Origin of the sequence: Corynebacterium glaucum (genome assembly GCF_030408855.1) — a bacterium.
GTDB classification, from domain to species: Bacteria; Actinomycetota; Actinomycetes; order Mycobacteriales; family Mycobacteriaceae; genus Corynebacterium; species Corynebacterium glaucum.
The window spans coordinates 369,315-383,466 of record NZ_CP047358.1; the positions used below are offsets into that span (position 1 = coordinate 369,315).

The 14,152-nt window shown below is 60.9% G+C and carries 19 protein-coding genes; 13 read left to right on the forward strand and 6 right to left on the reverse strand.

Annotation, left to right across the window (positions count from 1 at the left end):
- The 8 genes from CGLAUT_RS01810 to CGLAUT_RS01845 all read left to right on the forward strand — a co-directional run bounded on the left by CGLAUT_RS01810 (nt 1) and on the right by CGLAUT_RS01845 (nt 7,309).
- Nucleotides 1–603: a hypothetical protein gene (locus CGLAUT_RS01810; RefSeq protein WP_095659204.1), complete on the forward strand. Its 603-nt coding sequence runs from the start codon at nt 1–3 to the stop codon at nt 601–603.
- Nucleotides 604–616: 13 nt separating this feature from the next.
- On the forward strand, nt 617–1,153 hold the full coding sequence (locus CGLAUT_RS01815; protein WP_157731234.1) for a hypothetical protein: 537 nt from the start codon (nt 617–619) through the stop codon (nt 1,151–1,153).
- Between the two features lie 4 nt (nt 1,154–1,157).
- Entirely contained in the window at nt 1,158–1,556 is a 399-nt protein-coding gene (locus tag CGLAUT_RS01820) for a DUF1877 family protein (RefSeq protein ID WP_095659206.1), read from the forward strand.
- A 204-nt stretch (nt 1,557–1,760) separates the two neighbouring features.
- The gene (rpsL, locus tag CGLAUT_RS01825; RefSeq protein ID WP_290185951.1) at nt 1,761–2,132 is read left to right on the forward strand and encodes a 30S ribosomal protein S12; all 372 of its coding nucleotides are present in this window, start codon (nt 1,761–1,763) and stop codon (nt 2,130–2,132) included.
- Nucleotides 2,133–2,138: 6 nt separating this feature from the next.
- Nucleotides 2,139–2,606 (forward strand): 30S ribosomal protein S7, encoded by a 468-nt coding sequence (gene rpsG, locus CGLAUT_RS01830; RefSeq protein WP_095659208.1) that lies wholly within the window; start codon nt 2,139–2,141, stop codon nt 2,604–2,606.
- A gap of 233 nt (nt 2,607–2,839) precedes the next feature.
- Nucleotides 2,840–4,960, forward strand: coding sequence for an elongation factor G (gene fusA, locus CGLAUT_RS01835; RefSeq protein WP_290185953.1), 2,121 nt, complete (start codon nt 2,840–2,842; stop codon nt 4,958–4,960).
- 368 nt (nt 4,961–5,328) lie between these two features.
- On the forward strand, nt 5,329–6,519 hold the full coding sequence (gene tuf, locus CGLAUT_RS01840) for an elongation factor Tu (RefSeq protein ID WP_290185955.1): 1,191 nt from the start codon (nt 5,329–5,331) through the stop codon (nt 6,517–6,519).
- A 97-nt stretch (nt 6,520–6,616) separates the two neighbouring features.
- Entirely contained in the window at nt 6,617–7,309 is a 693-nt protein-coding gene (locus CGLAUT_RS01845; RefSeq protein WP_290185957.1) for a hypothetical protein, read from the forward strand.
- A 35-nt stretch (nt 7,310–7,344) separates the two neighbouring features.
- On the opposite strand, the gene CGLAUT_RS01850 is transcribed toward CGLAUT_RS01845, so the two are convergent.
- Genes CGLAUT_RS01850 through CGLAUT_RS01875 form a run of 6 tightly spaced genes read right to left on the reverse strand, consistent with a single transcriptional unit; the run spans nt 7,345 to nt 10,799 of the window.
- Nucleotides 7,345–7,911 (reverse strand): hypothetical protein, encoded by a 567-nt coding sequence (locus tag CGLAUT_RS01850; RefSeq protein ID WP_290185958.1) that lies wholly within the window; start codon nt 7,909–7,911, stop codon nt 7,345–7,347.
- Nucleotides 7,908–8,606, reverse strand: coding sequence for an Asp23/Gls24 family envelope stress response protein (locus CGLAUT_RS01855; RefSeq protein ID WP_290185959.1), 699 nt, complete (start codon nt 8,604–8,606; stop codon nt 7,908–7,910). The genes CGLAUT_RS01850 and CGLAUT_RS01855 overlap by 4 nt, the downstream gene beginning before the upstream one ends.
- Nucleotides 8,590–9,639: an Asp23/Gls24 family envelope stress response protein gene (locus CGLAUT_RS01860; RefSeq protein ID WP_290185961.1), complete on the reverse strand. Its 1,050-nt coding sequence runs from the start codon at nt 9,637–9,639 to the stop codon at nt 8,590–8,592. The genes CGLAUT_RS01855 and CGLAUT_RS01860 overlap by 17 nt, the downstream gene beginning before the upstream one ends.
- Complete coding sequence (locus CGLAUT_RS01865; RefSeq protein WP_095659214.1) at nt 9,639–9,839, reverse strand: hypothetical protein; 201 nt, start codon at nt 9,837–9,839, stop codon at nt 9,639–9,641. Before CGLAUT_RS01865 ends, CGLAUT_RS01860 begins: the two co-directional genes overlap by 1 nt.
- Before the next feature lie 22 nt (nt 9,840–9,861).
- A complete protein-coding gene (locus tag CGLAUT_RS01870) occupies nt 9,862–10,176 on the reverse strand; it encodes a hypothetical protein (protein WP_290185963.1) in 315 nt (104 codons plus the stop codon).
- Nucleotides 10,177–10,178: 2 nt separating this feature from the next.
- Nucleotides 10,179–10,799, reverse strand: coding sequence for an Asp23/Gls24 family envelope stress response protein (locus CGLAUT_RS01875; RefSeq protein ID WP_095659216.1), 621 nt, complete (start codon nt 10,797–10,799; stop codon nt 10,179–10,181).
- A 504-nt stretch (nt 10,800–11,303) separates the two neighbouring features.
- Here CGLAUT_RS01875 and rpsJ point away from each other — a divergent pair.
- Genes rpsJ through rplB form a run of 5 tightly spaced genes read left to right on the forward strand, consistent with a single transcriptional unit; the run spans nt 11,304 to nt 14,149 of the window.
- A complete protein-coding gene (rpsJ, locus tag CGLAUT_RS01880; protein WP_003848085.1) occupies nt 11,304–11,609 on the forward strand; it encodes a 30S ribosomal protein S10 in 306 nt (101 codons plus the stop codon).
- Nucleotides 11,610–11,647: 38 nt separating this feature from the next.
- Nucleotides 11,648–12,304, forward strand: a complete 657-nt coding sequence (gene rplC / locus CGLAUT_RS01885) for a 50S ribosomal protein L3 (RefSeq protein ID WP_095659217.1) — start codon at nt 11,648–11,650, stop codon at nt 12,302–12,304.
- Nucleotides 12,301–12,969 (forward strand): 50S ribosomal protein L4, encoded by a 669-nt coding sequence (rplD, locus tag CGLAUT_RS01890; protein WP_290185966.1) that lies wholly within the window; start codon nt 12,301–12,303, stop codon nt 12,967–12,969. The genes rplC and rplD overlap by 4 nt, the downstream gene beginning before the upstream one ends.
- Nucleotides 12,970–13,275, forward strand: coding sequence for a 50S ribosomal protein L23 (gene rplW / locus CGLAUT_RS01895; RefSeq protein ID WP_095659219.1), 306 nt, complete (start codon nt 12,970–12,972; stop codon nt 13,273–13,275). It abuts the gene before it with no gap.
- Nucleotides 13,276–13,315: 40 nt separating this feature from the next.
- Nucleotides 13,316–14,149: a 50S ribosomal protein L2 gene (rplB, locus tag CGLAUT_RS01900; RefSeq protein WP_095659220.1), complete on the forward strand. Its 834-nt coding sequence runs from the start codon at nt 13,316–13,318 to the stop codon at nt 14,147–14,149.
- The last annotated feature ends 3 nt before the right edge of the window (nt 14,150–14,152 follow it).

Consider the following 14,152-nt stretch of genomic DNA (forward strand, 5'->3'; position numbering starts at 1 on the left):
ATGACAGACTTCGATAAAGCGCTGTTGTTATCGGAGCGCGGGTTGGACGCCACAGGGGAGCAGGACGCGGCAGCGAATTCAATCCTGTACGAGGTGAGCTGTGGAGTACGACCTACGTTTTCAATGATCGGGTATCGCTCTACGGCGATATCGTATCTCGACTCGTTCTTGACCGATCCCACCGAAGCGCAGCTTGCTTGGTTCGTCGAAACCTTGCGGCCGTTTGCCGAGCGCAGCTTTGCCGATCCTCGGGCGCGGCGGGTCTTCTCCTATCTCGCTAGGCGTCAACTGGCCGATGATCTGGATCTCTCATACCCGGTCGACGAGATCGAGCTGCTCAAGGATTTCCCAGAGGCGTACATGACTATCAACTTCGATTACAACCTAGTAGATGACGCGATGTCGCCTAAGAACATTGACCAGGTCGTCCGATTTCTTCGCATGGAATCCCCCAACCTGGAACGCTTCCAGTTCGCAAACATCCGGCAGGGTGTGAGAAAGAAATTTTACCGTCAAGCACCGGAGCTTCAGTGGTTGAAGGAATCTCGCTTCCGGGGCGCGAACAAACCTGTGGATAGAGCGCTCGACCGAATGGGTACATAGAGGAGGCCGTGACGTGAGAGAAAAAGACAATGCAGCTGCGAAATCTGTGGAATACGAGATCGTCGCAAAGATCCGGCCAGATATTGCTGGAACCTTTGCGGTCGGCGCCGATCTTGCTGAAGCAGTGAAAACGCAGGCAACGGACGAGGAAAAGCAACGCATTGTTGAGATGCTGGTTCCCCTGGCTGATCCGGCGTTAGATGACCACCGCGGGCGCCACCACCGCGAGTTTCTTCGCGCCCTGGGCGATACGAGATTCGAGGAGCAATCCGGCACTCAACACCGCAGCGTGGACGACACAAGTTTGGAGCTCGCCGCCGCAGCGAAGTCTGTTGAACACCAGGTCGTGGTCAAGATTCGGCCAGACATTGCTGGAACTTTTTCCCTTGACGCTGACCTTGCTGAGGCAGTGAAGGCGAAAGCTACAGACGAGGAGAAGCAACGCATCGTCGAAAAGCTGCTTCCGCGAGTTGACCCTGCGCTAGGAGACCCCCGCGGTGCCCACCACCGAGAGTTCCTCCGCGCACTGGGCGTTACCGACTACAAATAACGTTATGGATATCCCGTTCTATATCTCGATGCCCGCTGCCGATTACCCTGACTTCCTCGCCACAGACGGGGAATCGCGGTTTGAGATCACCACAGAAGCGCTCGAGGAAGAGAACTTGCCGGTTGAAGACATTGACAAAATGCACTTTGTCACCGAGGAACTACTCGCGAAAATTCTGGATGCGGATACCGCACATGCCATCATCTACGGCACCCTCACCCTGGAAGACCCGGGTTATGACGAGATCTTTGCCAACTCGCCCGAAGATGCTGCCCGCCTGGCCGCCATTCTTAACAACATCAACCACGATGAAATCGAAGATTCTCTCGCAATCTACGACCTCACCGATATTTACAACGACGCCCGCGACCGCGGCGACGCGATCATCACCGTGTGGGGATAGCAATTTGCTTGCGACGTGCGCGGTGTAGTACTTTTAGCGAGATCTCGCCCGCATTCTCGCGCGGTGCGATGTCCAACGAACTCCATGCAACCACGGTTGGCGTGGGTGTTCATGCACACGGTAGGGCCCCGGAAGGAAAGAGCCCCCATTTTTGCATGTACGGCCACGTCAAGCTCCGGTTGCGAGACACAGAAAAGAGCGTGAATGCCTACTATTCAACAGCTGGTCCGCAAGGGCCGCCACGATAAGAAATCGAAGGTAGCTACGGCCGCCCTGAAGGGCTCCCCGCAGCGCCGTGGCGTGTGCACCCGCGTGTACACCACCACTCCGAAGAAGCCGAACTCTGCACTGCGCAAGGTTGCCCGTGTGCGCCTGACCTCCGGCATCGAGGTTTCCGCCTACATTCCGGGCGAGGGCCACAACCTGCAGGAGCACTCCATGGTGCTCGTGCGCGGCGGCCGTGTGAGGGACCTGCCGGGTGTGCGCTACAAGATCATCCGCGGCGCGCTGGATACCCAGGGCGTTAAGGACCGCAAGCAGGCTCGCTCCCGTTACGGCGCGAAGAAGGGACAGTAAAGAACAATGCGTAAGCAACAAGCTCCGAAGCGTCCCGTTGTTAAGGATCCGGTGTACAACTCCGAGCTGGTGACCCAGCTGGTGAACAAGATCCTGCAGGACGGCAAGAAGTCCACCGCAGAGCGCATCGTGTACGACGCGATGGAGATCTGCCGCGAGAAGACCGGTACCGATCCGGTTGGCACCCTCGAGAAGGCACTGGGCAACATCCGCCCGGATCTCGAGGTTCGCTCCCGCCGTGTCGGTGGTGCTACCTACCAGGTGCCGGTCAAGGTTGAGCCGGCCCGTTCCAACACCCTTGCACTGCGCTGGATGGTCACTTTCACCCGTCAGCGTCGCGAGAACTCGATGACCGAGCGTCTTGCCAACGAGATCCTGGATGCATCCAACGGTCTCGGCGCATCCGTGAAGCGCCGCGAGGACACCCACAAGATGGCTGAGGCTAACCGCGCCTTCGCCCACTACCGCTGGTAGTAACTACCTCTCGTCCTATGCAGCGAATCACGACCCGGCCGACAAGCCGCCCACGCACCGCGCGGGCGTTTACCGTCGCCGGGTCGTTGTGCTGGCACCTATAGGGGCCTTACACTGCTTCTTTGGGCGAGTAGTGGAATAATCGACCAAGGACAATATCCGCCATAGACGCTGACTGCCGGGATTAACCTGGGGCCGCAAGCGTCGACAACCTACAAGTTGGGGTAACAAACGTGGCACAAGAAGTGCTTAAGGATCTGAATAAGGTTCGCAACATCGGCATCATGGCCCACATCGATGCTGGTAAGACCACCACCACCGAGCGCATCCTGTTCTACACGGGTATTAACCGCAAGGTTGGCGAGACCCACGACGGTGGCGCGACCACCGACTGGATGGAGCAGGAGAAGGAGCGCGGCATCACCATTACCTCCGCCGCTGTGACCTGCTTCTGGAACGGCAACCAGATCAACATCATCGACACCCCGGGCCACGTTGACTTCACCGTTGAGGTGGAGCGTTCCCTGCGCGTGCTCGACGGCGCTGTTGCAGTGTTCGATGGCAAGGAGGGTGTGGAGCCGCAGTCCGAGCAGGTGTGGCGCCAGGCCGCTAAGTACGACGTGCCGCGTATCTGCTTCGTGAACAAGATGGACAAGCTCGGTGCGGACTTCTTCTACACCGTTGGCACCATCGTTGACCGCCTCGGCGCGAAGCCGTTGGTTATGCAGATCCCGATCGGCGCTGAGGACGACTTCGACGGCGTCGTCGACCTGGTTGAGATGAAGGCGTACCTGTGGCCGGGCAAGGTTGAGACGGGCACCCCGCCGCAGATCCAGGAGATCCCGGCAGACCTGCAGGACAAGGCTGAGGAGTACCGCGAGAAGCTGCTCGAGACCGTTGCTGAGTCCGACGAAGCACTCATGGAGAAGTACTTCGGTGGCGAGGAGCTGAGCACCGAGGAGATCAAGGCTGCCATCCGCAAGATGACGGTCAACTCCGAGGTTTACCCGGTTTTCTGCGGCACCGCGTACCGCAACAAGGGCATCGAGCCGGTCCTGGACGCCATTGTTGATTACTTGCCGACCCCGCTGGACATCGGTGAGGTGCACGGCACCTCCGTAAACGGTGAAGACGACCTGACCCGTAAGCCGTCCGTCGACGAGCCGTTCTCCGCACTGGCGTTCAAGATTGCTGTGCACCCGTTCTTCGGCAAGCTCACCTACGTGCGTGTGTACTCCGGTCGCACCGAGCCGGGCGAGCAGATGCTCAACTCCACCAAGGAAACCAAGGAGCGCGTGGGCAAGCTCTTCCAGATGCACGCGAACAAGGAGAACCCGGTCGACGAGGCTCTGGCCGGCAACATCTACGCGTTCATCGGCCTGAAAGCAACCACCACCGGTGACACCCTGTGTGCCGCTGACGCGCCGATCATCCTTGAGTCCATGGACTTCCCGGACCCGGTTATCCAGGTGGCCATCGAGCCGAAGACCAAGGCTGACCAGGAGAAGCTGGGTACCGCGATTCAGAAGCTCGCGGAAGAAGACCCGACCTTCACGGTCAAGCTCGACGAGGAGACCGGCCAGACCGTCATCGGCGGCATGGGCGAGCTCCACCTCGACGTGCTGGTCGACCGCATGAAGCGCGAGTTCAAGGTCGAGGCGAACATCGGTTCCCCGCAGGTTGCCTACCGCGAGACCATCCGCAAGAAGGTGGAGTCCCTCGACTACACCCACAAGAAGCAGACTGGTGGTTCCGGCCAGTTCGCGAAGGTCATCGTCACCATCGAGCCGTACAACCCGGACCCGGAGACCCTGGAAGAGGGCGAGAGCGCAACCTACGCGTTCGAGAACGCCGTCACCGGTGGTCGCGTGCCCAAGGAGTACATCCCGTCGGTCGACGCCGGTATTCAGGATGCGATGCAGTACGGCTACCTGGCTGGCTACCCGCTGGTGAACATCAAGGCCACCCTTGAAGATGGCGCCTACCACGAGGTTGACTCCTCTGAAATGGCGTTCAAGATGGCTGGTTCCCAGGTGCTCAAGGAAGCTGTTGCCAAGGCGAAGCCGGTCCTGCTCGAGCCGCTCATGGCCGTTGAGGTTGTGACCCCGGAGGAGTACATGGGTGATGTCATCGGCGACCTCAACTCTCGCCGTGGCCAGGTCCACTCCATGGACGACCGCTCCGGTGCGAAGGTTGTCAAGGCCGTCGTGCCGCTGTCCCAGATGTTCGGCTACGTCGGCGACCTGCGTTCCCGTACCCAGGGCCGCGCGAACTACACCATGGTGTTCGACTCCTACGGTGAGGTTCCGTCCAACGTCGCCCAGGAGATCATCGACGAGCGCAACGGCAACTAGGTGCGTCTAACCTACGCCTCCGTGCCGGCTCGCTGCGGCTTACGTCAGCGCAGCGGGCTGGCCCCGAACTTAGTTCGAGAAACCGGGGGCGCGCCTTGCGGGTAGCGGCTTGCTGAGACCCCTTCATAAGTGGAAGCGCAACACAGCGCAAGAGGGGCCTGAGCTGGCCGTTACTCACTAGGTGGATCCGGGTTTTGTCTGGGTCGGCCGGTTTGAAAAACGGTCATCAGGTATCTAGGATCATGTAACTGGCACATTGCGAAATGGTCATTGCTGCATGTCTCGCGCATGCGGGCCATGAGGCAAGGCAAATGTAAATCGCGTGGCTGCGAAGGTCGTAGCCACCATGAAGTCCAGGAGGACAACAAGTGGCAAAGGCAAAGTTCGAGCGTACGAAGCCGCACGTCAACATCGGCACCATCGGTCACGTCGACCACGGCAAGACCACCACCACGGCTGCCATCACCACGGTTCTGGCTAACCAGTACCCGGAGGAGAACCAGGCTTTCGACTACGCTGCCATCGATAAGGCTCCGGAGGAGCGCGAGCGCGGTATTACCATCAACATTTCCCACGTTGAGTACAACACCCCGAAGCGCCACTACGCACACGTCGACGCCCCGGGCCACGCCGACTACATCAAGAACATGATTACCGGTGCTGCTCAGATGGACGGCGCAATCCTCGTGGTTGCTGCTACCGACGGCCCGATGCCGCAGACCCGCGAGCACGTGCTGCTCGCTCGCCAGGTTGGCGTTCCGTACATCCTCGTTGCACTGAACAAGTGCGACATGGTTGACGACGAGGAGATCATCGAGCTCGTCGAGATGGAGGTCCGCGAGCTGCTGGCTGAGCAGGAGTACGATGAGGACGCTCCGATCGTCCACATCTCCGCTCTGAAGGCTCTCGAGGGTGACGAGAAGTGGGTTCAGTCCATCGTTGACCTCATGCAGGCTTGCGACGACTCCATCCCGGACCCGGTCCGCGAGACCGACCGCGACTTCCTGATGCCGATCGAGGACATCTTCACCATTTCCGGCCGCGGTACCGTGGTTACCGGTCGTGTGGAGCGCGGTATCCTCAACCTCAACGACGAGGTCGAGATCATCGGTATCAAGGAGAAGTCGCAGAAGACCACCGTTACCTCCATCGAGATGTTCAACAAGCTTCTCGATACCGCTGAGGCCGGCGACAACGCTGCTCTGCTGCTGCGTGGTCTGAAGCGTGAGGACGTTGAGCGTGGCCAGGTCGTCATCAAGCCGGGCGCTTACACCCCGCACACCAAGTTCGAGGGTTCCGTCTACGTTCTGTCCAAGGACGAGGGCGGTCGCCACACCCCGTTCTTCGACAACTACCGTCCGCAGTTCTACTTCCGCACCACCGACGTGACCGGTGTTGTGAAGCTGCCGGAGGGCACCGAGATGGTCATGCCGGGCGACAACGTCGAGATGTCCGTCGAGCTGATTCAGCCGGTCGCTATGGACGAGGGCCTGCGCTTCGCTATCCGCGAGGGTTCCCGCACCGTCGGCGCTGGCCGCGTGACCAAGATCGTCGAGTAATTTCGGCGCTGGTCTAATCCAGCACACGTGTTGAAAGCCGTGTCCCAGTCCTGGGGCGCGGCTTTTTCGCATTCCCAGCCGGGTAAAGTTGCTCGCCGTGCACCAAAGCGACCCCACACGCATCCCGAAGCTGATCGCTGCCCTGCAGGAGACCTGGGAGGGTCAACCGGACCTCGCGCTTCCAGCGTTTCTGGGTATGTTGCACAATCGCGGCCTGTCGTGGGCGAGCTCAGAAGAAGAGTTGCTCCACTTGCTCTCGCGTATCCAGACAGAGCATCCATCGCTAATCGACGGCCCGTTGAACGCCCCGGTTGTTTTCACCACCTCATCTCCTCGGTTCAGCGTGACAATGACGGGGTCCAAAGTCGTGGTGCGTAGCGGGGAGGACGCGCAGCGAATGCCGAGTGTATGGACCTACACCAACTTTCGACCGGCAGGCCCGGGGCGACCCCTTGTTATCACCGATGAAGAGGGGATAGAGCACCGCTTCGGCGTCATCGACCTTGCCACCGTCTTTGATCCGAGAAGCGCGCCGTCGCTAGCCGGTCTGAAACGCACCGGGGTGGGCGCCGCCCGCTGGCTCGTCACGTTCGCTTCAGGGGAGCGAGCGGTGCTCGGGCAGCGCCTGCGGGTATGGGCAACGCACGGCCGCGAGACTGAGGTTGAAACCTACACATGGGGCAGGGTGGAGACACTCGAACCGGGTTCAGACATGCGACTGGCCCCAGCCGATGGGGGAAAACCTACCGTGCTGGGGCCGGTCAGCGAGATCGTTTTGCTCGAAGTGTGAGCGCTACGAGAGGTGAGCGCTACGAGAGGTGAGCGCTACGAGACCGCGATTCGGTCGAGCTGGAACTTCCACACTGTGTCGATGTCCATGGTGTCGTTCGCCATCCGGAAGTCTTCGTCCGCATTCTCCAGGATCGTGATGACTTCGTTGAAGCTGTAAGCCGGATCTGCGGTCACGGTGAACGAGACAGTCGGGCGCTGGCCCTCCATCGCAACCCTGGATTCCGCTTTGGTAATGGCGTCATTGCGCTTGACAAGGGCGTCGCACGCGGCTTCGCTGAGACGCTGCACGTTGATCACGGTGTCGCCGTGTGCGGGGTCTGCCGGTGCGATCGCACGGTTCGAGAACGCCCTGCTGCGGATGTTTGCCAGAAGTATCCAAAGACCCAGGATGAACGCGATGATGGCGGTAGTGATCAGCACCGTGTTGTACCAAGACGCTGCGGAGAACCTTGTCAATGCAGAACGGTCAAGCCGCCCGAGAAAGTCACTGACGTAGGGAATATCCCAGTAGAGTGCTGCTGGAAGGAGACCTGCCAGCAGCAGAGCCAGCCCGAGAACAAACACGATGAGGCGGTCAAAGAATGCAAGCGTTTTCGTCATCGCTGAATCTCCTGAGGCCCGGGGTAGGGGGCATCGATGGGTTGCGGCGGGGCGTAAGGATCGGCTCCGGTCTTAGCACTCGGGTTGGTGCTTTGGGTTTGTGGGAGCACTTTCACGCTGACTGCCGGAGGTGTTTCGAGACCGCTGAACTCGTTGCTGAGCGTTGCGGCAACGCGCTGCTCAACAGTGCCTGTGCCGTCGTCTTCAACCTGCACGTTGAGACGCTTGCGATCGGCCCGAGAACGAATGTTTGCTCCGCCGACCTCGGAGCGGGTTGTGTGGCTGGCTTTCCGGGCGACATCGACGGGGCGAACCCAGATTGATGCCGGTGAGTTAACGCGGATATGCGTGCGCCCGCGGGGAAGGAATGAAGTGACAAGCAACCACAGGCCCAGAAGCGAGATGAAAATACCGATTGTGACCGCCCACCCATTCACCGGTGCAGAACCGATGAGCTCAAAAACCGGCTCGAGCCACGAATCATAGGTCTCACCCTGGTAGCGGTACCACAGTTCCCGGGCAATCACTCCCGCCAGGGACAGCAGCAGGATCGAGATGATGATGGCCAACCACCGAGCCGCAGGGTTCGACCTCGGCTCGGTGCCAGGGTGTGGCCCAGCTTGTCGCGCCATGTCAGCCGGAAAGAATTCATCGTCCGGCACCGGGTACGTTTGCGAGTTAGCTGGTGCGGTCATAATACTTCTCCACCGGTTCAATCGTGATTTGCTTCAGCGGCGCCGGAGCCGGCGCTGTTGGGTGGTGGACCGGCGTCGGCCGCGGTGGGGCGACTGGACGCAGTCGCTGTGCCGGTGGAACAGCCACCGGGATAAGGGGCTGGCGTTCGACCAAGATCTCTTTCAACGGGGCGCGGGCCGGCAGCGAGACCGGCTCAAGCCGCATCGCACTGTGGATATCCACGGGCTTTAGAGGATGCGCGGGTGCCGCGTACACCGGTGTTATGGTGATCGGCTCTGCGAACACAGGAGCGATGTCTACGGGCGCAGGCGTGCGCGGGGAGCGCACGGGGGTGGGCCGAACGCTGATCGGCATCACATCGCGCTGCGGTGGAATGGCGACCACCCGCAGCGGGCGTGGTTCCGGTGTCATCGGCACACGGACGGGGCCTGGAGCCGGCACTGAAATCTCCGCCAGCGGTTGCGGGTCTGCCACGAAGCCGTTGGTCTGCACCGACGGTGCCTCAGGTACCTCCACGTGCTCCACCTCTGGAGGCGCAGGCACCGTGACATCACGCAGATCCTCGAGCAGCGAACGTGCTTCAATCGGCGTGAGCGGCACGCGCTCCTTGGTCACAGGTGACGTGACCTCCGACGACGAAATGCGGATTGGTGTCGGTTGTACGGCAGCGTAATGGTGCGTGACCTCATCCCAAGTCACGCGGCCCCCGTCTGCATCAGCTTCAACGTTGGCAACGGTGACCTTGACTTTCGAAACATCAAGGCCGCAAAGCGTACGCACGTGAGCGATGATCGTTGCTCGCACTGCATCGGTGATAGCTGCAACGGGTGCCGGATACGTGGTTGCGATCTCGGTTTCAATCGCAGCGATGCCGAGGGCGCGATCCAAGTGGACGTCGACACGCGGAAAGCTTCGGCCGGCGAGCCCGGCCAGCTTGGCATCGAGTGCGCGCACGCCGGGCACCGTGAGCACCGCAGCGTTAGCCACGCGCTCTACCGCCTTCTCGCTGATGTGGTAGAACGACGTGTCCATTAGCCTCTGCCCCTACCGGAGATAGGACTCACGATGCGGGCGAGGTCCAAGCGGCCGTCGAGCTGCGCGCCGACAACGCCGCCGATGGCGGTGAAGAGGAGCAGCCATAGCAGCCCGGTCGCACCGCCGAAGGTGACAAAGAAAGCGACAACAATACCGATGATCACACCGGTGACGGCTTTGTTTGCAAAGAGATTCATGTTTGCACCAAGTTTCGGGGGGTTAATCGTCGGCGGCGCGAGCATCTGCTACCACCACATCGACAAAAGGCAGGGCGGTTGCCGAGACAACGGCGTCACGAACCTCGTCGGCGACCGCCAGGATCTCCCGGCGGGAGGTCAAATCGAAGACGATATGGATCTCGAGTCCAGTCACCTCACCGCGGTGGGCGGGACGCAAACCTTCGATTCGCTCGCCCGGCAGCAATAGCGCGACCTCGCCGACTCGACCGCCGTGAAGTCCCGCCACGCCGGGGACGGCAACCGCCGCTTCGCGGGCTGCCTCCCCCTGTTCGCGGGTTACGGAGGTCTGCGCCATGACTACTGTGCCAGCTGCGGGTTGGTGTTCGAAGCCTGGTAGTTAGCCGGCTCGTCGTACTGCTCGACCTGGTTCTGTTCCTGCTCAGGCAGGTGAACGTCGTGGACGGTGACATCGACGCGGTCCACAATCAGGCCGGTCATACGAGTGATAGCGACGGTGACGTTCTCGCGGATAGCGTTCGCCAGCTCGTGGATTGCCACGCCGTACTCAGCGATGATGGCGACCGCGACGGAGACGTGACCTTCCTGCACTGCGACGTTCACGCCCTGCTGGACGTTGGTGGAGGAGGTGAAAGTGTCGCGGACTGCGCCCCACATACGGGCTGCGCCACCGCCGAGGTTGTTCACACCGGAGACCTCGCGAGCCGCAATGCCGGCGATCTTGCCCACAACGTTGTCATCGATAACGGTGGTGCCGTGGTCGGTCTCCAGGTTCTCGTTGCGCGGGCGGATCTGCTCCGGCTCGACTGCGGAGGAGGTGGAGGCTGAGTCAGCCGGATTGTTGACCGGGTTGTTTGCCGGGTTGTTGGCCTGGCTGCTCGAGGCCGGGTTGGACTTGCTCTGCTCGTTCACGGTGTTCGGGGTAGCCGGGGTGTTTTGACGCACGTTGTTGTCAGCCATGACAATCCTCTCCGTATGGATTCGTTGTGGGTTGCGTACCTAACAAATAGTACCCAAAATTGCGCGGCTAGCTCCGGGATGCGGTTTCCAATGGGCCGTCGACAAGCAACTTGCTTTCGCGCGACCACTGTGTTTAACTATCCGGGTTGCCTTGACATGGCCTGCTTGAACGTAGGCGATGGCGGGGTGACCATGACACCTTCGTAAACGAGGGCCCTTTCGCGAGGGACCGGTGAAGGGCCATGGCAAATAAACAGCGGCAGTACGCAAGGGTCACGCACCCTTCCGAGCCTGACATGCGAAAGCACTGACATGCCCGCGCGCGTTTGTTTGCAGCGCCCGCATTCACCTTTCGTTTTACGTGTCGTGGCAGTCAAAACGACACTGGCGTTGAGCCAAGGGCCCAGCCCGGACAACGTTATAGAGAAACTAGAAGCTACAACCCCACCGCTTCGCGCCCGTTTTGCGGGAGTTCGAACGTGGGGATGCGAGGAAGAGGTAAGCGTGGCGGGACAGAAGATCCGCATCAGGCTCAAGGCCTACGACCACGAAGCGATCGACGCATCTGCGAAGAAGATCGTTGAAACGGTCACCCGCACGGGTGCCCGCGTCGTTGGACCGGTGCCGTTGCCCACTGAAAAGAACGTGTACGCCGTTATCCGTTCTCCGCACAAGTACAAGGATTCTCGCGAGCACTTCGAGATGCGCACTCACAAGCGCCTCATCGATATTCTCGATCCGACGCCGAAGACCGTCGACGCGCTCATGCGTATCGACCTCCCGGCCAGCGTTGATGTGAACATCCAGTAAGCACCAGAGATTCCCAACTGTTAGTGGAGAACTGATACATGTCTGATAACCAGATCAAGGGCATTCTGGGCAAGAAGATCGGCATGACCCAAATCTTCGACGAGGACAACCGCGTCATTCCGGTGACCGTCGTCGAGGCTGGGCCGTGCGTGGTCACCCAGATTCGTACCCCAGAGACCGATGGCTACTCCGCCATCCAGATCGCTTACGGCGACATTGATCCCCGTAAGACCAAGAAGCCGCAGGCTGGCCACTACAAGAAGGCTGGCGTGAACCCGCGTCGCTACGTCGCGGAGATCCGTATGGACGACACCTCCGAGTACGAGGTCGGCCAGGAGTTCAACGCCACCATCTTCGACGGCGACACTTTCGTCGACGTTGTTGGCACCACCAAGGGTAAGGGCTACGCAGGTGGCATGAAGCGCCACGGCTTTGCCGGCCAGGGTGCCGCACACGGTAACCAGGCCTCCCACCGTCGCGTGGGCTCCATCGGCCAGGCCGCAACGCCGGGCCGCGTGTTCAAGGGCAAGCGCATGGCTGGCCGCATGGGCGGTAACCGAGTTACTACCCAGAACTTGAAGATCCAACGCATCGACGGCGACAACAACCTGATCCTGATCAAGGGCGCCATCCCTGGCGCCAAGGGCAGCGTTGTTACCGTCAAGACCGCAGTGAAGGGCGGTGCTCACGCATGACGAACCTGACGCTCGACGTCCACACCGCCGACGGCAAGACCAACGGTTCCGTTGAGCTTCCGGCAGAACTTTTTGACCGCGAAGCATCCATCCCCCTGATGCACCAGGTTGTCACCGCACAGCTGGCAGCTGCACGTCAGGGCACCCACTCCACCAAAACCCGCGGCGAAGTCCGCGGCGGTGGTAAGAAGCCGTTCCGCCAGAAGGGCACCGACCGCGCCCGCCAGGGCTCGATCCGTGCGCCGCATTTCACCGGCGGTGGCATTGTCCACGGTCCGAAGCCGCGTTCCTACGCGCAGCGGACCCCGAAGAAGATGATCAAGGCAGCTCTCGCAGGTGCACTGACGGACCGCGCTCGTAACCAGCGCATCCACCTCGTCGAGGACCTGGTGCCGGGCCAGACCCCGTCCACCAAGTCTGCACGTGCGTTCATCGAGCGCCTGACCGACCGTAAGTCCGTTCTCCTGGTGATCGGCCGTGAGGACAACAACTCTCGTCTTTCCGCACGGAACCTGCCGGGCGTTGTCATCCTTGAGCCGGCTCAGCTGAACACCTACGACGTGCTCAACGCGGATGACGTGATCTTCTCGGTCGAGGCACTGAACACCTTCATCAACCGCGCTAGCAACAACGCAGTTGCTGCTGCTGCGGAGGAGGAGAAGTAAATGGCTAAGATCGCTAACCCCCGTGACATCATCATCGCCCCGGTCCTCTCCGAGAAGACCTACGCGCTGATGGAGCAGAACACCTACACGTTCTTCGTGAACCCGTCTGCCAACAAGACCCAGATCAAGATTGCCGTGGAAGAGATCTTCGGCGTCGACGTCGCTTCGGTGAACACCGCCAACCGTGAGGGCAAGCGCAAGCGCTCCCGCACCGGTTACGGCAAGCGTAAAGACACCAAGCGCGCCTACGTCACTCTCCGCGAGGGCAGCGACTCCATCGACATCTTCGGCGGCGCAACGGTCTAGCGGCCGGCGTCTTTGAAGTGACGATAGAAAAGGACACACTATGGCTATTCGTAAGTACAAGCCGACAACCCCGGGTCGCCGCAACAGCTCCGTTTCCGAGTTCGAGGAGATCACTCGTTCTACCCCGGAGAAGTCTCTGCTGCGCCCGTTGCCGAAGAAGGGTGGCCGTAACACTCACGGTCACATCACCACCCGTCACCGCGGCGGCGGCCACAAGCGTCGCTACCGCGTGATCGACTTCCGCCGCTCGGACAAAGACGGCGTGCAGGCCAAGGTCGCTCACATCGAGTACGACCCGAACCGCACCGCAAACATTGCGCTGCTGCACTACACCGACGGCGAGAAGCGCTACATCATCGCGCCGAAGGGCATCAAGCAGGGCACCATCGTTGAGTCCGGCCCGAACGCCGACATCAAGGTGGGCAACAACCTGCCGCTCCGCAACATCCCGACCGGTACCACCATCCACGCAGTTGAGCTCAAGCCGGGCGCAGGCGCCAAGCTCGCCCGCTCCGCTGGCGCTTCTATCCAGCTGCTGGGTAAGGAAGGCAACTACGCAGTGCTGCGTATGCCGTCCTCTGAAATCCGCCGCGTGGACATTCGCTGCCGCGCCACCGTGGGTGAGGTCGGCAACGCCGACCAGATCAACATCCGCTGGGGTAAGGCCGGCCGTATGCGCTGGAAGGGCTGGCGCCCGACCGTGCGTGGTGTGGTTATGAACCCGGTCGACCACCCGCACGGTGGTGGTGAGGGTAAGACCTCTGGTGGTCGCCACCCGGTTTCGCCGTGGGGCCAGAAGGAAGGCCGCACCCGCAACCCGAACCGTTATTCCAACAACATGATCGTGCGGCGCCGCCGCTCGAAGAAGCGCTAAGAG